The 22811-nt window shown below is 67.3% G+C and carries 18 protein-coding genes; 8 read left to right on the top strand and 10 right to left on the bottom strand.

The genetic code is table 11. The features are described 5' to 3' along the window. Positions 1-118: 118 nt before the first annotated feature. Positions 119-1408 carry a bacteriohopanetetrol glucosamine biosynthesis glycosyltransferase HpnI gene (gene hpnI / locus U5A65_RS35080; protein ID WP_321917898.1) on the bottom strand — a complete coding sequence of 430 codons (1290 nt, stop codon included), beginning with the start codon at positions 1406-1408 and terminating at the stop codon, positions 119-121. A 697-nt stretch (positions 1409-2105) separates the two neighbouring features. On the opposite strand from hpnI, the gene U5A65_RS35075 reads away from it, so the two are divergent. Next, the gene (locus U5A65_RS35075; protein ID WP_321949155.1) at positions 2106-3110 is read left to right on the top strand and encodes an LLM class flavin-dependent oxidoreductase; all 1005 of its coding nucleotides are present in this window, start codon (positions 2106-2108) and stop codon (positions 3108-3110) included. Between the two features lie 46 nt (positions 3111-3156). Here U5A65_RS35075 and U5A65_RS35070 read toward each other — a convergent pair whose 3' ends face one another. Beyond that, entirely contained in the window at positions 3157-4146 is a 990-nt protein-coding gene (locus tag U5A65_RS35070) for an alpha/beta fold hydrolase (protein WP_415766172.1), read from the bottom strand. 533 nt (positions 4147-4679) lie between these two features. Between U5A65_RS35070 and glgC the strand changes: the two genes are divergently transcribed. The 5 genes from glgC to U5A65_RS35045 all read left to right on the top strand — a co-directional run bounded on the left by glgC (position 4680) and on the right by U5A65_RS35045 (position 10544). Next, complete coding sequence (gene glgC, locus U5A65_RS35065) at positions 4680-5945, top strand: glucose-1-phosphate adenylyltransferase (RefSeq protein WP_321917902.1); 1266 nt, start codon at positions 4680-4682, stop codon at positions 5943-5945. 79 nt (positions 5946-6024) lie between these two features. Further along, entirely contained in the window at positions 6025-7515 is a 1491-nt protein-coding gene (glgA, locus tag U5A65_RS35060) for a glycogen synthase GlgA (RefSeq protein ID WP_321949154.1), read from the top strand. Positions 7516-7687: 172 nt separating this feature from the next. Then, entirely contained in the window at positions 7688-8560 is an 873-nt protein-coding gene (pdxY, locus tag U5A65_RS35055) for a pyridoxal kinase PdxY (RefSeq protein ID WP_321940257.1), read from the top strand. A gap of 93 nt (positions 8561-8653) precedes the next feature. Further along, positions 8654-9115: a hypothetical protein gene (locus tag U5A65_RS35050; RefSeq protein ID WP_321949153.1), complete on the top strand. Its 462-nt coding sequence runs from the start codon at positions 8654-8656 to the stop codon at positions 9113-9115. A gap of 196 nt (positions 9116-9311) precedes the next feature. Further along, positions 9312-10544 carry a branched-chain amino acid ABC transporter substrate-binding protein gene (locus U5A65_RS35045; RefSeq protein ID WP_321949152.1) on the top strand — a complete coding sequence of 411 codons (1233 nt, stop codon included), beginning with the start codon at positions 9312-9314 and terminating at the stop codon, positions 10542-10544. Positions 10545-10551: 7 nt separating this feature from the next. On the opposite strand, the gene U5A65_RS35040 is transcribed toward U5A65_RS35045, so the two are convergent. From U5A65_RS35040 to U5A65_RS35030, 3 genes are all read right to left on the bottom strand, one after another. Further along, entirely contained in the window at positions 10552-12501 is a 1950-nt protein-coding gene (locus U5A65_RS35040) for a DUF3857 and transglutaminase domain-containing protein (RefSeq protein WP_321949151.1), read from the bottom strand. Positions 12502-12508: 7 nt separating this feature from the next. Then, positions 12509-13495, bottom strand: coding sequence for an AraC family transcriptional regulator (locus tag U5A65_RS35035; RefSeq protein WP_321949150.1), 987 nt, complete (start codon positions 13493-13495; stop codon positions 12509-12511). 89 nt (positions 13496-13584) lie between these two features. Further along, positions 13585-14835, bottom strand: coding sequence for an aminotransferase class I/II-fold pyridoxal phosphate-dependent enzyme (locus tag U5A65_RS35030; RefSeq protein ID WP_321949149.1), 1251 nt, complete (start codon positions 14833-14835; stop codon positions 13585-13587). Between the two features lie 143 nt (positions 14836-14978). Here U5A65_RS35030 and U5A65_RS35025 point away from each other — a divergent pair, with 143 nt between their 5' ends. Further along, positions 14979-15857 (top strand): LysR substrate-binding domain-containing protein, encoded by an 879-nt coding sequence (locus U5A65_RS35025; protein WP_321917915.1) that lies wholly within the window; start codon positions 14979-14981, stop codon positions 15855-15857. A 43-nt stretch (positions 15858-15900) separates the two neighbouring features. Here U5A65_RS35025 and U5A65_RS35020 read toward each other — a convergent pair whose 3' ends face one another. The 5 genes from U5A65_RS35020 to U5A65_RS35000 all read right to left on the bottom strand — a co-directional run bounded on the left by U5A65_RS35020 (position 15901) and on the right by U5A65_RS35000 (position 21166). Beyond that, positions 15901-16551 (bottom strand): hypothetical protein, encoded by a 651-nt coding sequence (locus U5A65_RS35020; protein ID WP_321940250.1) that lies wholly within the window; start codon positions 16549-16551, stop codon positions 15901-15903. Between the two features lie 219 nt (positions 16552-16770). After that, positions 16771-17466, bottom strand: coding sequence for a histidine utilization repressor (gene hutC / locus U5A65_RS35015; protein WP_321949148.1), 696 nt, complete (start codon positions 17464-17466; stop codon positions 16771-16773). Between the two features lie 29 nt (positions 17467-17495). After that, positions 17496-19031 carry a histidine ammonia-lyase gene (hutH, locus tag U5A65_RS35010; protein WP_321949147.1) on the bottom strand — a complete coding sequence of 512 codons (1536 nt, stop codon included), beginning with the start codon at positions 19029-19031 and terminating at the stop codon, positions 17496-17498. A gap of 124 nt (positions 19032-19155) precedes the next feature. Beyond that, the gene (locus U5A65_RS35005) at positions 19156-20088 is read right to left on the bottom strand and encodes a LysR family transcriptional regulator (RefSeq protein ID WP_321949146.1); all 933 of its coding nucleotides are present in this window, start codon (positions 20086-20088) and stop codon (positions 19156-19158) included. A 130-nt stretch (positions 20089-20218) separates the two neighbouring features. Continuing rightward, positions 20219-21166 (bottom strand): LysR family transcriptional regulator, encoded by a 948-nt coding sequence (locus U5A65_RS35000; RefSeq protein ID WP_321912266.1) that lies wholly within the window; start codon positions 21164-21166, stop codon positions 20219-20221. Between the two features lie 226 nt (positions 21167-21392). Here U5A65_RS35000 and U5A65_RS34995 point away from each other — a divergent pair, with 226 nt between their 5' ends. Beyond that, on the top strand, positions 21393-22700 hold the full coding sequence (locus tag U5A65_RS34995) for an MFS transporter (RefSeq protein ID WP_321912268.1): 1308 nt from the start codon (positions 21393-21395) through the stop codon (positions 22698-22700). Positions 22701-22811 lie beyond the last annotated feature (111 nt).

The following is a 22811-nucleotide window of genomic DNA, read 5'->3' as shown; positions in this document are numbered from 1 at the left end:
CGATGAGTGCTCCGGGTACCCGGGGTGTGTCGGGTGATGATTGAGGTGACAGTCGCATTCAAGCGGGATTCAAGCGGGTATCAAGCGGAAATCAAGCGCCGGCCTTGGAACGACGCGTTTAACGAGCGTCCGATCCTTCTACGGCAGGCCGCTGCCCGCGCGCGCGTGCGGCCATGGCGGAAGGCGCTTCGGCCTCGGGATTGGCGACGCTCACGCGTACGCCACGCCAGATCACGTGCGAGCCGAACGCGGCGGAAAGCCACTGCAGGGCCAGCAGCACGTCGCGCAGCGGCACGAGCGGCAAATCGCGCCAGAACGCTCGCCAGCTTCCGCTTGCTCGCGCGTGCAGTATCAAACGCGCAATGATACCCGCCGTCGTGGCTGTGGCGAGCGAGGCCAGCGCCGCGCGCGTCGTCGCGCACGCGCCGATGCCCGCCCCCGCCGCGAGCAAGCCGTAAAACAGCGCGCCCAGCACGAGCCACGGCGTGGGGAACGTAATGAACAGTGAAGCGAAGCCCGCCGGATTCACCGAGCGGATGGTGCGCAGCCAGCGCGTCTCGCGCAGCCAGAGCGAGCCGAAGGTCGGCTCGATCACGTCGGTGGCCACCACCACCGGCGCGAGCACCGTGGCAAGGCCGTGATCGCGCGCGTAACGGGCGAGCAGATAGTCGTCGGCGAGGCAGTCCTTGAGCGCGGCGAATCCGCCGATGCGTTCGAGCGTCGCGCGGGAAAGCGCGAGCGTCGCGCCAAAACCGAACGCGCGCGAGCCCGTGGAATGCGCCACGCGCACCGAGGGCGCGAACCACTCGTTGATGAACAGCGCGCCCACGCGCGGCCAGAAACCGCCGATGCTGCGGGCGCTGTAGAGACAGGTCACGACGCCTACGTCCGGGTCGGCCAACGGCGCGGTGACGATCTCCAGATAATCGGGTTCGACGGCGATATCGCTGTCGGCCACGACGATCGCGTCGTAACGCGCGCGCGCAGCCAGATTGATGAGGTTGCTCACCTTGAGATTGCTGCCATGCACGCGCGGGTCGATCACGAGTTCGATGTCGTGGCCCGGGTAAGCCGACTGCAGCCGGCGCACGACGGCGATGGCCGGGTCCGCCGGCGAGGACACGCCGAACAGCAATTGAAAGCGCGGATGCCGCTGCTCGCAAAAGGTCGCGAGATTTTCGTAGAGGCGCGGCTCGGCGCCGCACAAGGGCTTGAGCACGCTCACGGGCTGCGGTTGCGCACGGCGCGCGCGGCGCGCGGCTTCGCGCACGAGCGCGGCGGAACCGAGACGCGGCATGGTGAGCGCGGCGACGAGGCCGTAGAACGCGGCAACGCTGCACAGCACGACCACGCCCCAGACGAGCACGGGCCAGGGCGCCGGCATGGCGAAAACCTGCGACACCGTCATGGCGCGCCGCCTAGCCGGTTTACGTGGGGCAACCCGCGCTCGCCGGCAGCTGCGCGCAAGGGGTGATACTCCTGCGGTGCCCCGACCGGAATTCGCGTTTCACCACGTACCATTTCCCTGCCCTGAAAATCCAGAAATAAACCGCGCATCGTAGCCGTATTACGCATTGAAGGCTAGAAACCCGACAATTGATGCCGGTTTGCATGATGCAAGGCAATTGAACAAACAAAACAAATGGAGATAAACCGTCGTGTGAAACGAGCGGATATGGTCGATCCCCGATTCGACGCGGAAAATTGTATCAGCAAGCACTGTCGCCTGCTTCCGACAGACGCGGGAAAATGCGTTGCGAAAGCTGCAAAAACGTAACTATTTCAGCTATTACACAACCGCCTTCCAGAGCTTTTTCGCTCCGAAAAAATTCGGTAAGCATATAGCAATGATTCTTTAATGAATTTGAATTAAAACGCGTGCTTTGCATTTAAACAAGAGTAGTTCTCGTTAATATTCAAATCGAATGGGCGTAGAAAAATCCGCCCTGTCTGAATCCACGCTGGTGGCATGGGTTCCTGGTGGCCCCCAGCACGAACAAAAGTGCTTTGGCACAATGGCCGCACCTTGCGACTGCCTTGCGGCTACGTGTCGAGAAACCGGCGCACCGCATGCGCGTCGCGCTTTCCATACCAGGCCCAAGCCCATGACCCTATTTTCCGTACTCGACCTCTCGCCTATCCCGGCGGGCTCCCATGCCGGCGCCGCCCTGCGAAACACGCTCGATCTCGCCCGGCATGCCGAACGCCTTGGCTACCACCGCTTCTGGCTGGCCGAGCATCACAACATGACGGGCATCGCGAGCGCGGCGACCTCGGTCGTGATCGGCTACGTGGCGGGCGGCACGCAAACCATCCGCGTGGGCTCGGGCGGGATCATGCTGCCGAACCACGCCCCGCTTGTGATTGCCGAGCAGTTCGGCACGCTCGAAGCGCTCTACCCCGGCCGCATCGACCTTGGCCTCGGGCGCGCGCCCGGCACCGACCAGACCACGGCGCGCGCGCTGCGCCGCGACCTGCAGGGCAGCGCCGACAGCTTCCCCGACGACGTGGCCGAACTGCAGCGCTATTTCGCCGCCCCCGTGGAAGGCCAGCGCGTGCGCGCCGTGCCCGGCGCGGGGTTGAACGTGCCGCTCTATATCCTCGGCTCGAGCCTGTATGGCGCGCAGCTTGCGGCGGCCATGGGCCTGCCGTTCGCGTTCGCCTCGCACTTCGCGCCCGACCATCTGCTCACGGCGCTGCGCCTTTACCGTTCGCAGTTCCGTCCGTCAGCCGTGCTCGCGAAGCCCCATGCGATGGTCGGTGTGAACGTGTTCGGCGCGCCCACGAACGAAGAAGCGCGCTTTCTCTTCACCTCGCTACAGCAGCAGTTCGTGAATCTGCGGCGCGGCACGCCGGGGCAGCTGCCGCCGCCGGTCGAGCAGATCGCGGCGAACGAGTTCGAACTGGCCGGCGTGTCGCACTCGCTCGCCTGCTCTGTGGTGGGCGACCAGGAAACCGTGCGCGCGGGCCTCGCCTCGGTGATCGAGCAGACCGGCGCAGACGAACTCATCGTCACCGCGCAGATCTACGACCACGCGGCGCGGCTGCGTTCGTTCGAGATGGCGGCGCAGGCCCGCGACGAACTGAAGGAAGCCGCCGCGGGACGTTAACCGGAACGCGCGGCTTACGTCGCGTTCGGCAAAGGCGCACGCACTCCTAGTGCGATGGGTTCAACGCGTCGAGCCCCTTGAGCAGCGCGGCATGAAACGCCTGCGGGTCCTGCATCTGCGGTGCGTGCCCGAGGTCGGCAAACTCCACGAGCGTCGCGTGGGGAATGGCGCGCTGCGCAGCTTTGGCCAGCACCGGATAGTGCCCGAGCTGCGCGCGCACCTCGGGCGCTGCGAGATCCTTGCCGATGGCGGTCGTGTCCTTGTCGCCGATGAGCAGCAGCGTCGGCATCTGCAGCTGGCCGAGTTCGTAGACCACCGGCTGCGTATAGATCATGTCGTACAGCAGCGCGGAGTCCCACGCCACCTGCGCCTTGCCGGACCCGCGATACATGCCCGCGAGCATCTGCACCCACGGCTCGTAGGCTGGCCGCCACTGCCCCGCGTAATAAGTGGCCTGCTCGTAGCGGCGAATGCCGTCGGCGCTCGTCTTCAGCTCGCGCGCGTACCAGTCGTCCACGGAAATCGAGGGCACGCCTTTCGCCTTCCAGTCTTCGAGCCCGATCGGGTTCACGAGCACGAGCTGCTCGGTTTCCTGCGGATACATGAGCGCATAGCGCACCGCCAGCATGCCGCCCGTCGAATGGCCGATGATCGTCGCCTCATGCACGCCGAGCGCCGCGAGCAGCGCGTGCGTGTTGCGCGCGAGCTGCTGGAAGCTGAACTGGTACGAAGCGGGCTTGCTCGATTTGCAAAAGCCGATCTGGTCCGGCGCGATCACGCGGTAGCCCGCGGCATGCAGCTCGCGGATGGTGGCGTCCCACGTCGCCGCGCAGAAGTTCTTGCCGTGCAGCAGGACCGCGGTGCGTCCGTTCGGTTTCGCGGGCTGCAAGTCCATGTACGCCATATGCAGCGTTTGCCCCTGCGAAACGAACGCAAAGTCATGCACGGGATGCGGATACTCGAAGCCCTGCAGTTCGGGGCCGTACGCGAGACCATCGGGCGTCTGGGTTGCGGCTTGAGGTGAAGACGCGGTCATCGGCGCCGCGCCGCTCGCCTCTGTCCCGGCAGCGAAAGCGCCATGGCAGAACGCGGCCGCACTCAACGCGGCAACGAGAGGGGCAAAGCGGGCAAGCGTGTGGTTCAGGATGGCTCTCATCGATCAGGAATCGGGCAAAAGGTCGGACAGAAAACAGCACGCCGAAAAGGCGCCGGTACAGCCAGCGATTCTAGCGGCCCCGCCCTGCTCCTGCCCGCTTGCGCGCCCCGCTTGTGCGCGCGGCATGCCGCTTGCTCTGCTTGTTCCGCTTGTTCCGCCTGCTCCATTCGCTGCTCACGAACGCCTCGCACGAATGCGGCGCGCATGTCCGGACCCGCTGACGGGCAATTCGCGCTACGCTAGAACAGTCAATACAGGACGCACGAGACGTCCGCGGCGCACGGCACGCGTGCTGCATTGCGCAACGCGCCGCATCAGGGACGCGACAGGCACACCAGAGAAGGACCGCACTGGCCCGGGCAGGACGAGGCGGGCCGCGGCGGCCGCACCGGGGGCACAACAAGGAGACGACCATGGAAACTCCGGCAAGCCTCAACGATCTGCAACGCACCACGCTCGCCATCGTGCTCGCTGGCGGCCGCGGCACACGCCTCGGGCCGCTCACCAACAAGCGCGTGAAGCCGGCCGTCTACTTCGGCGGCAAGTACCGCATCATCGATTTCGCACTGTCGAATTGCCTGAATTCGGGTATCCGCCGCATTGCGGTCGTCACGCAGTACAAGGCGCACTCGCTCTTGCGCCACCTGCAGCGTGGCTGGGGCTTCCTGCGCGGCGAATTCAACGAGTTCCTCGACCTGTGGCCCGCGCAGCAGCGTGTGGAAGGCGCGCACTGGTACCGCGGCACCGCCGACGCCGTGTACCAGAACATCGACATCATTCGCTCGATCCGCCCGAAGTACGTGGTGGTGCTGGCGGGCGACCACATCTACAAGATGGACTACACGCGCATGATCGCCGACCACGCCGCGAGCGGCGCCGACTGCACGGTGGGCTGCATCGAGGTGCCGCGCATGGAAGCGCGCGCGTTCGGCGTGATGGCCGTGGACGAGACGCGCCGCGTGACCGGCTTCGTCGAAAAGCCCGACGATCCGCCCGCCATGCCCGGACGCCCCGACATCGCGCTCGCGAGCATGGGCATCTATGTGTTCGACACGACCTACCTCGTCCAGCTGCTCGAAGAGAACATTTCGCGCTCGGCCACCGATCACGACTTCGGCAAGGACATCATTCCGCGCGTCGTGAGCGACGGTCACGCGATCGCCCATCCGTTCAGCATGTCCTGTGTGTCGTCGGACCCGGCCGCCGAACCCTACTGGCGCGACGTGGGCACAGTCGACGCCTACTGGTCCGCCAATCTCGATCTCGCCTCGACCATTCCCGCGCTCGACCTCTACGACCGCAACTGGCCAATCTGGACCTACCAGGAGCAGTTGCCGCCCGCCAAGTTTGTGCGCGACCTGAATGGTCTGCAGGGCTCGGGCACCAACCTGATCGTGTGCGGCGGCAGCGTGATCTCGGGTTCGCAGATCTCGCGCTCGGTGCTCTCGTCGAATGTCGTCGTGCAGTCGTTTTGCAACATTGCCGAGGCAGTCTTGTTGCCACAGGTGACGGTGGGCACGAGTTGCCGGCTGCGCAAGGTCGTGGTGGACCGCGGCTGCACGATTCCCAACGGCACCGTGATCGGCGAAGACGCCGCGCGCGACGCCGAACGCTTTTATCGCACCGAGAGCGGTGTTGTGCTGGTCACGAGCGAGGCGCTGGCGAAGTTGCCGGGCTAGCTGAGTGCCTGGCGAGGTTCATACGCTCAAGGACGCGCCAACCCGCAAGCAACCCGAGCACCGAGAGGACTGACTCCCGATGACCATTCGCGTCCTGCACGTAGCCAGCGAGCTGTATCCGCTGCTGAAGACCGGCGGCCTCGCCGACGTCACCGCCGCCCTGCCCGCCGCGCTGATCGAACTGGGCGCCGACGCGCGCCTGCTGCTGCCGGGCTTCGCACCCGTCGCGGCGGGTCTCGAGGACCTGCGGCCCGTCGCACGTCTTGCGCACACCTTCGGCGCGCCCGAGGCCACGCTGGAACTCGGGCGCCTGCCCGGCAGCGAGCTTGCCGTCTACATGATCCGCGCCGACGCCTTCTATGCACGCCCCGGCAACCCCTACCTCGACGCCGAGCACGTGCCCTATGGCGACAACGCGCAGCGTTTCGCGCTGCTCGGCTGGAGCGCCGCACAGCTCGCGCTGCATCTCGATCCCGACTGGGCGCCCGCCATCGTGCAGGCGCACGACTGGCACGCGGGGCTCGCGCCGGCCTATCTGCGCGCGGCGGCGCGCGAGCGCGGCAAGAGCGTGGCGCCCGGCGGCGCGCGCTCGATCTTCACGATTCACAACCTCGCGTACCAAGGCATCTTCCCCGCTCAGCAGTTCGACTCCCTCGGCCTGCCACGCGACTTTTTCGACATGCATGGCGTGGAGTTCTATGGGCAGCTTTCATTTCTGAAAGCCGGTCTCTATTTCGCCGACAAGATCACAACGGTGAGCCCGACCTATGCGCGCGAGATTCAGACGGTCGCCCAGGGCGGCGGCCTCGAGGCGCTGCTGCGCGGACGCGCGCACGATCTCGTCGGCATCCTCAATGGCGTGGACTACGCCGTGTGGAATCCCGCGAGCGACGCGGCCATCGCCACACGCTATTCGGCCATGCGCCAGAGCGGCAAGATGCACTGCAAGGCCGCTTTGCAGGCGCGCTTGAAGCTCGCCCAGAAACACGACGCCCCGGTGTTCGGCGTGGTGAGCCGGCTCACCGAGCAAAAGGGCCTCGACCTGCTGCTTGCGGCGTTGCCCGAGATCGTCGCGCGCGGCGGCCAGCTCGTCGTGCTCGGCACCGGCGACGCCAGCCTCGAACAGGGCTATACGCGCGCCGCGCAGCAGCATCCCGAATCGGTGGCCGTGGAGCTTGGTTTCGACGAGACGCTCGCGCACGAGATCGTCGCGGGCGCCGACGTGATGATGGTCCCCTCGCGCTTCGAGCCGTGCGGCCTCACGCAGCTCTACGCGCTCGCTTACGGCGCCCTGCCGCTCGTGCACCGCGTGGGCGGACTCGCCGATACGGTGGTCGACGCGTCGCTCGAAAATCTCGCCGATGGCCTCGCGACCGGATTCGTGTTCGAGCGCTTCGAGCCCGACGCGCTCGCGGCCGCGATCCGCCGCGCCTTCGCGTTGTATGGGCGCAGCCGCGACTGGCGCGAGACGCGCTCGCGTGCAATGCAGCAAGACTTCGGTTGGGCGGCATCGGCGCAACGCTACATGACGCTCTATCGCGAACTGACCGGTCAAAACGGCGCGGCTTAGCGCTTTCCCACGCGAATTCCAGTCGATTGGCAAGCACCGTTGCGGGCGCGCATGCAACACCGCGCCCACGCATCCATCGACTGCGTACGGAGAATTCGGTTATCGTTGCTGCACCTGCGCAAGGCGCGGCGTGCGTTGCGCGCCGCGAGCCACAACGAAATCTGGACCGGCCATGAAAAATGTTCTGAGCATCCAGTCGCACGTCGTGTTCGGTCACGCGGGCAACAGCGCCGCGGTGTTTCCCATGCGCCGCCTCGGTGTGAACGTCTGGCCGCTCAACACGGTGCAGTTCTCGAATCACACGCAATACGGCCACTGGAGCGGCGCCGCCATCGGCTCGGACGAAGTCGTGGATCTCGTCGAAGGCATTGGCGCGATCGGCGTGCTGCCGCGCTGCGACGCCGTGCTATCGGGGTATCTGGGTGCGCCCGAGCAGGCCCAGGCCGTGATCGAGGTGGTGCGCGCCGTGAAGGCCGCCAACCCGCAGGCGCGCTACTTCTGCGACCCGGTGATGGGCACGCTCGACACCGAAAAAGGCTGCCGCGTCGAGCCCGGCATCCAGGCGTTCCTCGTGCGCAACATGCCCGAGGTCGCCGACGCGATGATGCCCAATCACAGCGAGCTGCAACGGCTCGTGGGCCGCGAGATCGAAACCGCTGAAGAAGCCGTGCTCGCGTGCCGCGAAGTGCTCAGGCGCGGCCCGAAGCTGATCCTCGTGAAGCATCTGCTCGACCGCAACAGCCCCGCTGACCGCTTCAACATGCTCGTCGTGACCGAGCACGAAGCCTGGCTCGGCCAGCGCCCGCTCTACCCATTCGCGCGCCAGCCGGTGGGCGTGGGCGACGTGACGAGCGCGGTGTTCGTCGCTCGCCTGATGCTCGGCGACTCGATGCGCCGCGCGTTCGAGCACACGCTCGCGGCGGTGAACGCCGTGGTGAAGGCGACCTACGACGCGGGCCGTTACGAACTGGAGATCGTCGCGGCGCAAGACCAGATCGCGCGCCCGCGAGAATGGTTCGATGCCTGGTCGGTGGATGCCGCCTAGACTAAGGAGGTGCGCGCGCGGCCTATAATGCGGTCCGCATGATATGCGGCGGCGGAAGCGGCCGCGGCGCCCACCGTCTTTAGAGAATGACCGATGTCCGATTCAATCCGTAGCGAACAGGAAGAGTATTTCGAGCAGCTTTGCGTTGCCGTCGACGCCGGCGAGACGCACGAGCAGGAAGCGATCGAATACTTCGAGGAACATAGTCACGAAAGCGATTTCGACGCCGCCGTGTGGCTCGACATCGCGCTTTACCATGCGCCCGACGTCGCGCGCGGCATCATCGACTTCGTCGACGAAAGCGAGCGCCAGCGCAGCGACATTGCCCAAACCATTGCCGACACGCTCGACATCTCGTACGGCGACGACGAATGCGAACGCTTCGAAGCGACGATTCGCTTCGCGCTCGCCAACGGCATTCCCGTGGATCTCGACGTGGTGCTCGACGGCTGCAATCGCGCGCTCGACGACCTCGAAGGCTGGGCGAGCGCCGACACCATGGCGCCGCTCGTGGGCCTGCGCGACGCGCTCTTCGAACTGCAACGGGACAACTAGTTCTATCCGCACGAGCAAGCAGCCGTTCGTAAAACACGTTCTGGCAAGCCGCAGTCGCTAACCGCAAGACCCAGCAAAGCCTGGCAAGACCCGAAGACGAGACGCCCCGCCTACGCGCCACGGCCGGCGCGCGGCGCGGCGTACCCGGAAAAAACGCACACAAGAGCACCGCGCCGCTGCCGCGCAAGGAGTCACGATGAGTCTCGCCACCGCGCCCAGATCCGCCACCGCCTACGCATTTGCCACGGCGTGCCGTGCGAGCGGTAAGCGCCGCAGATTGGGCAAATTGGGCAAGCTTGCAGCCGGACTCCTGATCGGCACGCTGTGCGCAATTGGCACCGGCAGCAGCGCGCTGGCCGCCGGGCCACTCGACGTACGCATCGGTTTCGTCTCGCCGCTCTCCGGCGACTACGCGAACTACGGCCGCGACCTGGAAAACGGCGTCCGGCTCGCCCTCGACGAAGCGAACGCGCAAAACCTCAAAATAGGCGAGCAGACGGCGCACTTCGAACTCGTGCCCATCGACGACCGCAGCGACCCGCGCCTCGGCGTGCAGGCCGCCGCAACGCTCGCGAACGAGGGCGTGAACGCCGTGGTCGGCCACTTCAACTCGGGCTCGGCCATTCCGGCCTCGCGCATCTACGAAAGCGCCGGCATTCCGATGATCAGCCCCGCCGCCACCAATCCGGTCATCACCTCGCAAGGCTTTGCCAACACCTTCATGGTGATTGCAAACGACGCGCAAAACGCAGGCGTAGCCGGCGCGTGGGCCGTGGACGTGATGAAAGCCAAACGCGTCGCCATCATCGACGACCGCACCGCGTTCGGCCAGGGCGAAGCCGACGTGTTCGAGCACGCGGTGCGCGAGCATGGCGGCAACGTGGTCGCGCGCGAGTTCGCGGAAAGCATCGCGAGCGACTTCGGTCCGCAGTTATCGAAGATCAAGGCCGCCGATGTCGACCTGCTCTACTTCGGCGGCCTGGCCCACCAGGGCGCGGCGCTCGTGAAGCAGATGAAGGCGCGCAGCATGAACGCGCAGTTCGTGGGCGGCGGGGGCGTGGCGAACGCCGACTTTATCCGCGACGCGGGCGCGGCCGCCGAAGGCGCAATGGCCTGGGAATACGGGCGCCCGCTCGCGCAACTGCCCGAGGGCCCGCGCTTCGAGCAGGCCTATAAAAGCCGCTTCGGCACCGACGTGCTCGCCTACGCGCCGTTCGGCTACGACGCGGCGTGGGCCGCGATCCATGCGATGGTCAATGCGAAGTCGGCAAAGCCCGAGGTTTACCGCAGCGCGCTCAAGGCGCTTGCCTTCGACGGCGTGACGGGCCGCATCGCCTTCGAGCCGGATGGCTCGCTCAAGAACGGCGCCTCCACGCTCTGGCAGGTGAAAAAAGGCGTGTGGGTGCCGGTGACGACGCGCGGCGGCTGAGCGCCGCTCATCGCGCCTGCGCCGCAGGCGCCGCCCGCACGACGATCTGGGCATGCGTGTCGCGCTCGATCCGCAGGAGCGCGTCGCGCATCTGCGCGAATTCGTCGGCTGTGCACATCTGGTGGCCAAAGCGCGCCGATAGCCGCCGCTCGATCTGCAGCGTGAGCGAGTGCGCGTCGAACACGTAGTGCGATGTGTAGTCGAGAAACGCGTCGCTCACTTGCGTATCGTGCGGCACGTCGGTCACGCGCGCGAACGCGGGCAGTTCGATTTGCGCGCTCTCCGCAAACTCCCCCCCGATGCACGCCCACGGTTGCGTCCGGCGCGGCTGCGCAAGCCAGCTGTCGATCTGCGTGGCGATGCCGCCCGTGAAACTGCTCGTCGCGGGAATCGCGGTTGTGCCGTCGCGCCAAACCATATGATCGAGCGTGCCTTGCATCGTCACCGAAAACGGGCCGTCGGTCGCGTCCGTCGCGCTCGTGCTCACGCGCGCGGTGCCGGCGAGGCCCGTGAGCCGCAAGCGTTGCGTTGCGAGTTGCTGCGCGCCCGCGTGCGTCGCGCGGCGAAACGAATTGCGCTCGGGCTCTGCGCCCGCGCCCTCGTCTTGCACGTAATAGCTGTAGGCGGCGTCGCCGGATGAGGCGACGTCGAGCGAGAGGCGCGCCGTGCGCTCGCGCCGCTCGGTCGCGGGCGCGCGCGAGAGCACGCCCTGGTCGACGAGCAGTACGGGCCGGTCCATCGCGCCCGGCGGCAAGTAGCCGAACGCGTAGCCGCCCGACGACGTGTCGGCGTACACGCCCAGGTCGGGCAGCCACGCGATCGCGTGATTGATCGCGTGCGCGCCATAGCCCGGCACGTCCGGCAGCGTGTAGACGGGGCCGAGATTGAGCAGCACGGGCTCGGCGCGGATGCCCACTGCCGCCAGCAGCGCGCTGAAAAGCGCCACGTGGTCCTTGCAGTCGCCGTAGCGGTTGCGCAGGATGTCGGTCGCGCGATGCGGCACCGCTGCGGTCTCGCCGAGAAAGAGCGCGACGTAGCGAATGTTGAAACGCATCCAGTCGTAGATGCGGCGCGCCTTCTCGCGCGGGTCGCTCACGTCCGACGTGAGCGCTTGAGCAAGCGATGCGATGGCCGCATCGGCCGAGGTGGGATCGGCGGCGGCTTCGCGGTAGCGCGCGGCGAACGCGGCGAAGTCGGGCACGGTCGAGACCATCAGCCGGTCGCCCCAGTTCACATAGGCCACCGCGCCCGCTTCGAGCGGCGCATAGGGGCCGTGCCGGTAGTCGAACGCGTAGCGGGTGCGGCCGTTCGCCGTCTCGGGAGCGAGCGCCGTATAGCCGCGCGCATCGGCGTGAAGCGGCACGTTGGCGGGCAGATCGAAGATGAGGCGTTGAAATTCGACGGGTTCGCCGGTCGGCTCGACGAAGTACGAGAACGTGCCCGCTTCCAGCGCTTTCGCACGGCGCTTCGCAAAATGCAGATGCACGCGCGAGCCGACCTGGACGCCAGGAAAGATCACCGTGCGCAGCACGCCGTCCTCGAACGTGGGCGCGCCCGCCGAGCGCGGCTCCTGCACGTCGCGTATACCGCTCGCGCCAACGGCGTGCGCGGTGCCGTCCGGGTCGATGGTTTCGGCCGCGAGTTTCGTGATCGTTTCGATATCCTTATTGAACCAGACGTAGCGCTGCGCAATCTCGTCCACGCCGGCAGTCGTGTTCGCGCGCAGCACGGTGTCGTCGTCCTCGACGACCGAGCCGTCCTGCTGCACGACGAAAAGATGCACGTCGCGCTCGAGCGTGAACGCAGGGAGGTCGATTTGTGCGGCACTTCCGGGGCTTCCGTCGCTCGCTTGTGCGCGGGCTTGTCCGCTCGCGAACGCAACGAGCAACGCGAGGGACAACGCAAGGCACGACGCGACGCACAGGCCGCCGCGCCTGAACCACTCGCCTCGCGTCATGGGCGCCTCAGGTGCGCACAGCCGCTTGCGCGGCGTTCGGCCATGAGGTCTGCGCGAGGTGGCGCCCGCGCTGCCCGGCACGCCACGCACGCGGACTCGCGCCGAACTCCGCGCGAAACGCGGCGTTGAAGTTCGACAGGTCATTGAATCCGCTCGCGAGGGCAACGTCGACGATTTTCGCTTCGTCGTCGGCGGCGAGACGCAGCGCGGCGGCGCGCAGCCGCGCACGCAGCAAGTACTGATGCGGGGTCACACCGGCCACGGCCGAGAACGTGCGCAGAAAATAGAACTCGCTCACACCCGCCGCGCTCGCAAGGCTGGCAAGCGTATGCGCGTCGTCGGGCGTCTCGTCGATCATGCGCAGCGTCGCGACCACGCGTGCCGCCGCGGCGGCGCCCGGCGTGGCTGGCGCAAGCGCGTCCTTGCCGCTCGCCACCACACGCAAGGTTGCGAGCGCCAGTTCCAGTGCGATTTCATCCCACGCTGCGCCGCCGAACTCGCTCGCGGGACTCCGTTCCTGCTCGAGCGCGGCGGCGCAAGCGTGCGCCACGAGCGGCGCGAGCGCGCGCACCGGCGGCACCCGCGCGGCCCGCCAGCGCCTCGCGCCTGGCGCGAGCCCCGCAGCCGCGGCCTGCTCGTCGAGCCAGGCCGGGTCGTAATGGAACGAAAGGCAGCGGTCGCCCGCCGCATGACGATGCCCGCATTCGAAGCAGGCGCCGGTTTCGCCCAGCATGAGCGCGCCGGGCGTCATGAGCGCGCGTGCGTTGCCGCTGCGGTAGCCGAACACGCCTGCCGCCACGATGGCGAGGCACGCGCTCGAGTGGCGCTCCTCGTAAGGCCGGTCGCCGGGCCCGAGCGTACAGACGACGTCGTCGACCGACCAGCCCGCGCCCGCCGCGAGCGGACGCGCCGTCGGCGCACGGCCGCTATCGGCGCGGCCTTCGCGCTCGCGTTGGGCAAGCGCGCGTTGCAGGGAAGCGGCGAGACCTTGCACGGCAACCTCGCGTGAGTTTGGCTACATTCGTGGGCTACGTCTGCCGTTGTAGCACATCGACGCGAGAGCCGCCGAGCCGGCCCTGAGCGCTACGCCCTGCGTTCGTCGACGGCGCGCAGCAGCGAAAGCGCGATGCCTTCGGCGGCGAGGCGCACCTCGTCGAGCGACGGATACGACGGCGCAATCCGCAGATGGCTGTCGCGCGCATCGACGCCATACGGAAACGCCGCGCCCGCAGGCGTGAGGACAAGGCCCGCCGACGCCGCGAGTTCGACGGTGCGCCGCGCGCAGCCCTCGGGTGCATAGAGGCTGATGAAATAGCCGCCGCGCGGCACGTTCCAGCTCACGCCGGGCACGGCGGCGAGGCGCTCGCGGAACACCTCGTCGACAGCGTCGAACTTCGGCTTGAGGAGCACCCGATGGCGCGCCATCAGTTCAGTGAGCGTTGCGCGGTCGCGCAGAAAGCGCACATGGCGCAACTGGTTGAGCTTGTCCGGCCCGATGGTGCGCACGGCCGAATGCCTCTGCCACCAGGCCACGTTGCGCGGCGCGGCGGCGAGCCACGCGAACGCCCCGCCGCCGAACGTCACTTTCGAAAGCGATGCGAACATCAGCGCGCGCTGCGCATGACCCGCCGCCGCGCAGGCCTCGAACACGTCGAGCGTCGCGAGCACGTCGTCGGTGAGAGGGTGGAAGCGGTAGGCATCGTCCCAGAAGAGACGGAAGTCGGGCGCGGCAGGCATGGCGGCAAGACGGCGTATGACCGCGTCGGACCAGATCGCGCCCGTCGGGTTGCTGTAGAGCGGCACGCACCACATGCCCTTGATCGACGGATCGTCGCGCACCAGCGCTTCCACGCGGTCCATGTCGGGGCCGTCCTCGCGCATCGGCACGGCGATCATGCGCACGCCGAGCGCCTCGCAGATCGCGAAGTGGCGGTCATAGCCCGGCACCGGGCACAGGAAGGCGATCTCGCCCTGCGCGCGCCACGGCGCACCGATGTCCGCGCCCTCGCCCACCGGCACGCCATGCAACAGCGCGAACGTCAGCGCGTCGTGCATCAGTTCGAGGCTCGAATTGCCCGCCGCGATCACCTGCGCGGCCGGCACGCCGAGCAGTTCCGCGCCCAGCTCGCGCGCCTCGGGCAAGCCGCTCGCGAGGCCATAGTTGCGGCAATCGAAGCCGTCGCGCGCGAGATAGCCCGCCTGCCCCGCTTCGTCGATGAGCGCCTGCGAAAGATCGAGCTGCTCGGGCGAAGGCTTGCCGCGCGACATGTCGAGCCGCATGTTCAGTTGCTGGAATCGTTCGTAGGTCAAATCGACGGGCGGCGACATCAACATGGGCTTCTCCCAGAAGCGAAGAACTGCGGCGAAGGACTGCGCGGGGAACGGCGCGAAGGGTCGGTACGTCCCCAGTATCGGCCTGCCCCCGCGTTCAGACAAACGCGTTATATTGAAGCCTTCGATCAATTTTTCTTATACCAATGAAGACCCTCGACCTCGACGTGCTCGCCATGGTGGTGGCCGTCGCCGACGCCGGCAGCTTCGTGCGCGGCGCCGCGCTCGTGCACCGCTCGCAGGCGGCGCTCAGCATGCAGATCCGCGCGCTCGAGGAATCCATCGGCAAGCCGCTCTTCATCCGCGCGCCGCGCAGCGTCACGCCCACGCCCGACGGCCAGACGCTCATCGCCTACGCGCGGCGCATGCTCGCGCTGCGCGACGAAGCGTGGGCCTCGCTCGCGCACCCGGAGGTGACAGGCCGCGTGTCGATCGGCGTGCCCGACGACTATGCGTCTTCCCTCATGCCGCCGGTGCTGCGCAAGTTCTCGGCGAACTGGCCGAAGGTGGAAATTCAGGTGATCGGGCTGCCGAGCAGCGCGCTCATGCCGCTCCTGAAAGACAACAAGATCGACCTCGCCTGCATCACGCGCACGCACGGACTGGCGGGCGAGTTCATCCGCTTCGAGCCGATGGTGTGGGCCGCACCGCCCGCGGCGGTCAGCGCGGCGAGCGGGCGCGAGATCTGGCGCGAGCGCCCGCTGCCGGTCGCCCTCTTCGGCGGCGGCAGCGTCGCGCACACGAACGCGATCCAGGCGCTGGAGCGCGCGAAGATCGCTTATCGCACTTCATATGAAAGCCCAAGCCTGATGGGCCTGTGCAGCATGGTGGCCGCGGGTCTCGCCATCGCGCCGCTCGCGCGCTGCGCGGTGCCCGAGACGTTCGTCACGCTCGGCCGCCAGCATGGCCTGCCGGCGCTGCCCGAGCTGGAAGTGGTGCTCGCACGCAGCGCGCGCTCGAACCGCCCGCCGTGCGACTTTCTCGCCGATCAGATACTCACGGAGCTGCGCGTGCAGGAGCGCTGATTCATCAGACGGCGTCGCTTCAAACGATGATTCGGGCAACGAATCATTCGTCGCCCAGCCGCGAAAGCAGCGCGTAGAGGCGCGAGACATGCCGCAGCAGCATCTCGCGATGTTTCTCGATCTGTTCGAGCCGCCCTTCGAGATCGGCGCGCACGCGCTCGTCGGGGTCGGCGTAATTAATGACGTCTTCAATGCGCGAGCGCAGCACCGCAGGCTCGACCGGCGGCACGCTCAAGTAGCGCTCGAGCTTGCGCACGTCCTGCGCCGCGAGATCGCGGATCTTGCGCATGCCCGCAAGACGCCGGTGAACGTCTGGCGTGGCCGGCGCCTCCTCGCGCTTCGCGCCCTGGCCGAAAATCGGCTCCACGCGCAGCACGGGCGCCTTGCGCACCGGATGCGCCGTGCCGCGAAAGCGCGCGCGCGGCGTCTCGCTCGCGATCGCCTCGCGCGTCTCGTCGGGCACGTCGGTGCTCTCGTGCTTCACGTCCATCCAGCCTTCGGGCAGGCCCGTGACGGCTTCCACGCCGCGCACGAACTCCGCGCTGAAGTCGCGCTCGCCCGACACGATCAGCTTCATGTAGCTCGCGGAAAACGTCATCATGCGCGCGAGCCGCGTCGCAGACCCAACCTCGCGCGTGAGCAGCGCCAGATTGGCCCGCCACATCGGCATGAGCGTGGCGTTGGCATCGTCCATTACGGCGCTCCTCCTTCGTTCGCGTCACGTCTCAATAATACGGGCTGCGGCGCTGCACGCGCGATTTCCCGCGCCGTCCGGCCCGATTGGCGCGATGTTGTCGGCGATCTGCAACGGCAGCAAGACGCATGCCGGCGCAAATCGGCCGGGTACGCGAAAAAGGCTGAGGAAATGGCGGTGTGCCGCGCAGCGCGCGTGGCGCGCGTCTGGGCGGCCCTGCTAGAAATGCCCGGTGAAGCGGTAGCGACTGCCCGGATGCCAGAGATTGGCGACCGAAGCGACGAGCCCGCGCGAGCGCGTGCGCCGGTGCAACACGAGGCACGGCTCGGACTCGCCCATGTTGAGGTGCACGCGCGTATCGGCCTCGGGGGCGAGCGCCTCGATGCGGTACTCCACGCCCTGCAGTGGCGCGACATGCACGAGGTACTGGTTCGGCGTGATATGCGTGAAGTCCTGCGCCGCGTAGTCGGGCGCGATGGCCGGATTGACCCAGCGCTCTTCGAGTTGTACGGGCTCGTCGTTCTCGAAGTGGAGCACGCGCGAGTTGAACACCTGGTCGTTCGCGGCGAGCCCCATTTCTACGGCGAGCGCCTCGTCGGCGCGATGCACGCCGATCTCGAGCACCTCGGCGCGGTACCGGTGCCCGCGCGCGAGGATTTCGTCGGAGATGCTGCGGATGGCGACGAGCGTCGATTCGTATTTGGGCCGCGCGACGAACGTGCCCGCACCCTGCACACGCGTGAGCACCTGTTCCGCGGTGAGTTCGCGCAGCGCCCGGTTCACGGTCATGCGCGCGACCTTGAACTCGCGCGCCAGTTCGTTCTCCGAAGGCACCTGGTCGCCCTCGCTCCACTCACCGGCGTGAATGCGCGCGAGGATGAAGTCCTTGATGCCCTGGTATGCGGGAGCGTTCATCGCATTGGCCCGTGCCACAGCAACGCGGCTTAGCGCGCCTCGGATTCGAACGAGAGCGGGCTGTGCGAAGCGATCGCGCCGTTCTGCACGAGACGCGTGATCGCTTCGATGTCCGGCGCGAAGTAACGGTCGAGGTCGTAATGCGGCACTTCGGCGCGCACCGACTGCATCACGTGCGCGAGCGCCGGGCTCGTGTGGTGCGGAGCGCGCAGGTCCACGCCCTGGGCTGCCGCGAGCAACTCAATCGCGAGGATGTTGGCCGTGTTGTCGGCGATATCGGCGAGCTTGCGCGCGGCGAACGTCGCCATCGAAACGTGGTCCTCCTGGTTCGCCGAAGTCGGCAGCGAATCGACCGAGGCCGGATGCGCGAGCGTCTTGTTTTCCGAAGCGAGCGCTGCTGCCGTGACGTGCGCGATCATGAAGCCCGAGTTCACGCCACCGTCCTTCACGAGGAAAGGCGGCAGGCCCGACAGCGTGGCGTCGATCAGCAGTGCGATGCGACGCTCGGCGAGCGCGCCGATTTCGGCTGCGGCCAACGCGAGATTGTCGGCGGCGAAGGCCACCGGCTCGGCGTGGAAGTTGCCGCCCGACAGCACTTCGTTCGTTTCCGGGAAGATCAGCGGGTTGTCCGACACCGCGTTCGCCTCGATGAGCAGCACCTGCGCCGCGTGGCGCATCTGGTCGAGACACGCGCCCATCACCTGCGGCTGGCAGCGCAGCGAGTACGGGTCCTGGACCTTGCCGCAGTCGCGATGCGAGAGATTGATCGCCGAGCCTTCGAGCAGCGTGCGATAGGCCGCGGCCGCATCGATCTGGCCGCGATGGCCGCGCAATTCGTGAATGCGCGCGTCGAACGGCTTGACCGAGCCAGCCGCTGCATCCACGCAGAGCGCGCCCGATACGAGCGCCGTGCGGTACAGGTCTTCGATCGCAAACATGTTGTAGATCGCGAGCGCGGCGGATGCCTGCGTGCCGTTGAGCAGCGCGAGACCTTCCTTCGCCTGCAGGGCGAGCGGCTTGAGGCCTGCGGCCGCCAGACCCGCCTCTGCGCTGGCGCGCTCGCCGCGGATGAACACTTCACCAATGCCGAGCAGCACGGCCGACATATGCGCGAGCGGCGCGAGGTCGCCCGAGGCGCCGACCGAGCCCTTCACGGGAATGAGCGGCAGCACGTCGGCGTTGAAGAGCGTGATGAGCGCGTCCATCACTTCGCGGCGGATGCCCGAGTAGCCGCGGCCGAGGCTCGAGAGCTTCAGCGCCATCAAGAGGCGTACGACCGGACGCGACATCGGCTCGCCCACGCCCACGGCGTGCGAAAGCACCAGGTTGCGCTGCAGCAGTTCGAGCTGGTCGCTCGGGATGTGCGTGCTCGCCAGACGCCCGAAGCCCGTATTGATGCCGTAGGCGGGCTCACCCTTTGCCGTGATCTCGGCAACGGCGCGTGCGCCGGCGTCGATGGCCGCGAAGCTGGCCGGATCGAGCTCGAGCCGCACTGCCTCGCGCGCGATCTGGCGCAGTTGGGGCAGGGTCAGATGGCCGGGCGTGAGGCGAAGGGTCGGGAGCATGGTCGAATCCTGTCTATACAAGTCGCGAAAGTGGCCGAAGTCTAGCCTGGCGCGCCTGTCTATACAACTCCTCTTTGCGGCCCTTGTGGCCTGGGACTATCCACGAGAAGGCCGCGAGCGACCGTCACGTATCGAGTTGCAGCCTGCCCCCAATAAACGCGAGAAAGCACTGCACGCGCGCCGCAAGCGCCGCGCTGCGGTAGTACACGGCGTGGATCGGCTGGCGCGATTCGATCAGCGCGTCGTCCAGCACCGTGACGAGGCGTCCCGCCCCACGGTCGGCCGTGGTGAGGAAGTCGGAAAGGCACGCGATGCCGCTTCCGGCGAGCGCGAGCTGGCGTATCGTCTCGCCGCTCGACGCCAAAAGCGCGGGCGCGATGGTGTAGCCGGATTCGGTCTCTTGCGTCCTTGCGGCCGCGCCCGCTTCGCCGCCGCCGGCCGCACGCAGCGGCCAGCCGTTCAGATGCGCGGGCGCCGTAAAACCGATCAGCCGATGTTCGCGCAACGCGGCCACGCTGCGCGGCGTGCCGTGCGCCGCGAGATAGCCGGGACTCGCGACGATGCGCAAACGGCTCGTGCCGAGCGAGCGCGCGTGCAGCGTGGAGTCCTGCAGCGTGCCGATGCGAATGGCGATATCCACGCGCTGCTCCAGCAAATCGACGATGCGCTCGTTATTCGTGAGCTCGAGTTCGATCTCGGGATACGCGTCGGCGAACGCCGCGACGTGCGGCACGATGCAGTGAAGCATGAACGGCGTGGCCGCATCCACGCGCAAGCGCCCCGAAGGACGCTCGCGGTGGCGCGTGACGGCCTCTTCGGCATCGGCCATCGCCGCGAGAATGGCGCGGGCGCGATCGAGGAACAGCTCGCCCTCCTCCGTGAGCTGCAAGCGCCGCGTGGTGCGCAAAATCAACGCGACGCCCAGCTGCTTTTCGAGCCGCGTCAGCGCGCGGCTCACGCCGGATACGGTTTGCTCGAGCTTTTCGGCGGCGGCGGTGATCGACCCCGCATCGATCACGGTGACGAATACGAGCAGTTCGTCGGTGGAGGTTTTCATGGTCGGTTCGCGCCTGGACTGCGTTGGCACGCAACGGGTGCGGCGCGCCTCTAGCGCCCGGATTGTCGCCCACGGCGCGGGCAACGCCAAGCGTCTGCGTGAGACGCCAGCGGCGCTCGGCAAGGCGCGCTCAGCGTGCCGCCGTCGGCCGTCTGGCAGGCGCACCGCGGCCGCGCGGCGTTTCGTCGATCGCCTGAATGGTTTCGGTGATGCAATCGACAAAGCGTTGGGCCATCGCGGTTAGCACCGCATCTCGGCGGAACAGCAGGTAGAGCCGTCGCGCGGGCGGCTGCCCGATCAGGTCGAGCGTTTGCAGATGCTCGAGCGCCTCTTCGGCGCGCAAGGCGAGATGCGTCCACGATGTCACCACGTTGGCGTTGAGCGCGAGCCCGTAATAGAGCGCCTGCGAGGCGCAGCGCGTCACCCGGCGCGGCGGCGGCAAACCCGCCTCGGCAAACTGTGCGGCGAGAAACGCGCGAAACTCCTCCGACGGCCCCGTGTGCAGCCATTCGGCATCCTGAAGATCGATGAGCGACTTCGCCTTCGTCAAACCACCGCGACGGCTCACAGCGAACCACATCGGAAACGTCGCCAACTCCACGCAACGCACCGTCGCGAACTCGCGCGGCTGCACGCTCGGGGCAAGTGCGAAATCCAGCTCGCCGTTCTTCAACAGTTCGACGAGCTGCGAAGGCGCGTGTTCGACGAACTCGAGCGCGACGTCGGGCATACGCTGCCGGAACCGGTCGTACGCGCCCGGCAGGACGCTGATGCCTGCGAGCGGCGTCACGCCGATTGTCACGCACCCCTGACGCTGATCGCGCAGGTTCGCCAACGCGTTCTCGGTACGCAGGATTTCGTTGACGATCAGCTCCGCGCGCGCGAGCAACACACGCCCGTCGCTCGTGAGCGTGACGCCCGATGAACTGCGCGTCATGAGCAAGAGCCCCACTTCGTCTTCGAGATCGCGCAGCGCACGCGTGACGGCAGGCTGCGTCACGCACAGCAGGCGCGCGCCCTCGTGCACGCTGCCCGCCCGCGCCACCGCCACGAGTGCGCGCAACTGATGCAGCTTCATGACCTATGCGCCTTCGCGAAGCGGTCTGCGCCGGACGACGCTGGCAGCGCTGCACGCCGCGACATGGATGTCAGTTCTGACGCGGGATTCACCTGATAAACCGTTTTTATCGGAATAAGAATTTATGTCTATTTCGATTATAGAGACGTTCCTATGATTTGCCGCATGACATTGCGCGACGTTTGTCCCGACGCAATGCGCGATATATCAATCAAGGAGACCGCGCGTGCAGCAAAACCTCGCCTCATCGATCGACACCGCCTCAGCTGCTTCCCACCGAGGCTCGCGGACCCGTACGATCATCGCCACATCCGCCGGCAATGCGCTGGAGATGTTCGACTTCACCGTGTTCAGCTACTTCGCCGCGCTGATCGCCAAGGCGTTCTTCCCGGTCGATTCCGGCGCGGGCTCGATGCTGCTCGCGCTCGCGACCTTCGGCGTGGGCTTCGTGATGCGGCCGCTCGGCGGCGTGCTGATCGGCGGCTACGCGGACCGCAAGGGGCGCAAGGCCGCGCTCACGCTCACCATCGCGCTGATGATGGCCGGCACGGCGCTCATCGCGCTCACCCCCACTTACGCGCAGATCGGCGTTGCCGCGCCGATCGCGGTGGTCGCGGGCCGTCTGCTGCAAGGGTTGTCGGCGGGCGGCGAAATCGGCACCGCGACGGCGTTTCTCATGGAGTCGGGGCCGCTCTCGCGGCGCGGCTTCATGGTGAGTTTCCAGATGATGAGCCAGGGCGTCGCGGCGCTGCTCGGCGCGCTCAGCGGCGCGCTGCTTTCGGCCGTGCTGCCGCCCGATGCGCTCGAAGCCTGGGGCTGGCGCCTGCCTTTTCTGTTCGGCCTGCTGGTCGGACCGGTCGGCTTGTACATCCGCCGCCATCTCGACGAAACCCACACGCCGGAACCGAAAACGCAGAGCGCCGTGCGCGAGTTGCTCGCCGGCTACAAATCGCGCCTGCTGCTCGGCGTGCTGATGATCGTCGGGCCGACCTCGATGCTCTACATCATGGTGTTCTATATGCCGGGTTACGCGGTGCGCGCGCTGCATCTGCCGGTGGCGACGTCGTTCCTCGCCGGCTGCGCTTCGGGTCTGACGATGACGCTCGCCGCGCTGCTCGCGGGCCTGTGCATCATCGACCGCCTGCCGCGCCGCAAGCCGCTCGTGTTCGTGACCACGCTGCTTTCGCTGCTGTGCGTGTATCCGTCGTTTCGCGTATTGCTCAGTTCACCGTCGATCCCCGTGCTGATCGCGATCGTTACCGTCGTCATGGGGCTCGCGACGCTCGGTACCTCGTCGTTCTTTCTGCTCATCATGGAAGCCTTTCCTCAGCGGGTGCGCGCCACGGCGCTCGCGGTGATCTACAGCGTGGGCGTGACGGTCTTCGGCGGCTTCGCGCAATTCAACGTCACGTGGCTGCTCCAGCACACCGGGGACGCCATGTCGCCCGCGTGGTATCTGCTCGCGGCGGGCACGGTCAGCCTCGTCGCCATCGCGAGCTTTCCCGAACGGCGCGGCATCGGCGCCGCGCAATGACCGCACGGTGATCGAGCGCTAACCATCGCTCGCACCGCGCCCCTCCTGGGCAACGTCTGCTTTTTCGTCTTTCCGGTGCGCCTTCGGCGCGTCGGAGGCAGGCGTGCGCGC

Origin of the sequence: Paraburkholderia sp. J10-1 (assembly GCF_905220165.1) — a bacterium.
GTDB lineage: Bacteria > Pseudomonadota > Gammaproteobacteria > Burkholderiales > Burkholderiaceae > Paraburkholderia.
This window is presented reverse-complemented; position numbering and strand designations above follow the sequence as displayed.

Excerpts from the sequence above, each read along its gene's own strand:
- hpnI (WP_321917898.1), bottom strand. The coding sequence starts at position 1,408 with ATGACGGTGTCGCAGGTTTTCGCCATGCCGGCGCCCTGGCCCGTGCTC.
- U5A65_RS35075 (WP_321949155.1), top strand. The coding sequence starts at position 2,106 with ATGACCCTATTTTCCGTACTCGACCTCTCGCCTATCCCGGCGGGCTCC.
- U5A65_RS35070 (WP_415766172.1), bottom strand. The coding sequence starts at position 4,146 with ATGACCGCGTCTTCACCTCAAGCCGCAACCCAGACGCCCGATGGTCTC.
- glgC (WP_321917902.1), top strand. The coding sequence starts at position 4,680 with ATGGAAACTCCGGCAAGCCTCAACGATCTGCAACGCACCACGCTCGCC.
- glgA (WP_321949154.1), top strand. The coding sequence starts at position 6,025 with ATGACCATTCGCGTCCTGCACGTAGCCAGCGAGCTGTATCCGCTGCTG.
- pdxY (WP_321940257.1), top strand. The coding sequence starts at position 7,688 with ATGAAAAATGTTCTGAGCATCCAGTCGCACGTCGTGTTCGGTCACGCG.
- U5A65_RS35050 (WP_321949153.1), top strand. The coding sequence starts at position 8,654 with ATGTCCGATTCAATCCGTAGCGAACAGGAAGAGTATTTCGAGCAGCTT.
- U5A65_RS35045 (WP_321949152.1), top strand. The coding sequence starts at position 9,312 with ATGAGTCTCGCCACCGCGCCCAGATCCGCCACCGCCTACGCATTTGCC.
- U5A65_RS35040 (WP_321949151.1), bottom strand. The coding sequence starts at position 12,501 with ATGACGCGAGGCGAGTGGTTCAGGCGCGGCGGCCTGTGCGTCGCGTCG.
- U5A65_RS35030 (WP_321949149.1), bottom strand. The coding sequence starts at position 14,835 with ATGTTGATGTCGCCGCCCGTCGATTTGACCTACGAACGATTCCAGCAA.
- U5A65_RS35025 (WP_321917915.1), top strand. The coding sequence starts at position 14,979 with ATGAAGACCCTCGACCTCGACGTGCTCGCCATGGTGGTGGCCGTCGCC.
- U5A65_RS35020 (WP_321940250.1), bottom strand. The coding sequence starts at position 16,551 with ATGGACGATGCCAACGCCACGCTCATGCCGATGTGGCGGGCCAATCTG.
- hutC (WP_321949148.1), bottom strand. The coding sequence starts at position 17,466 with ATGAACGCTCCCGCATACCAGGGCATCAAGGACTTCATCCTCGCGCGC.
- hutH (WP_321949147.1), bottom strand. The coding sequence starts at position 19,031 with ATGCTCCCGACCCTTCGCCTCACGCCCGGCCATCTGACCCTGCCCCAA.
- U5A65_RS35005 (WP_321949146.1), bottom strand. The coding sequence starts at position 20,088 with ATGAAAACCTCCACCGACGAACTGCTCGTATTCGTCACCGTGATCGAT.
- U5A65_RS35000 (WP_321912266.1), bottom strand. The coding sequence starts at position 21,166 with ATGAAGCTGCATCAGTTGCGCGCACTCGTGGCGGTGGCGCGGGCGGGC.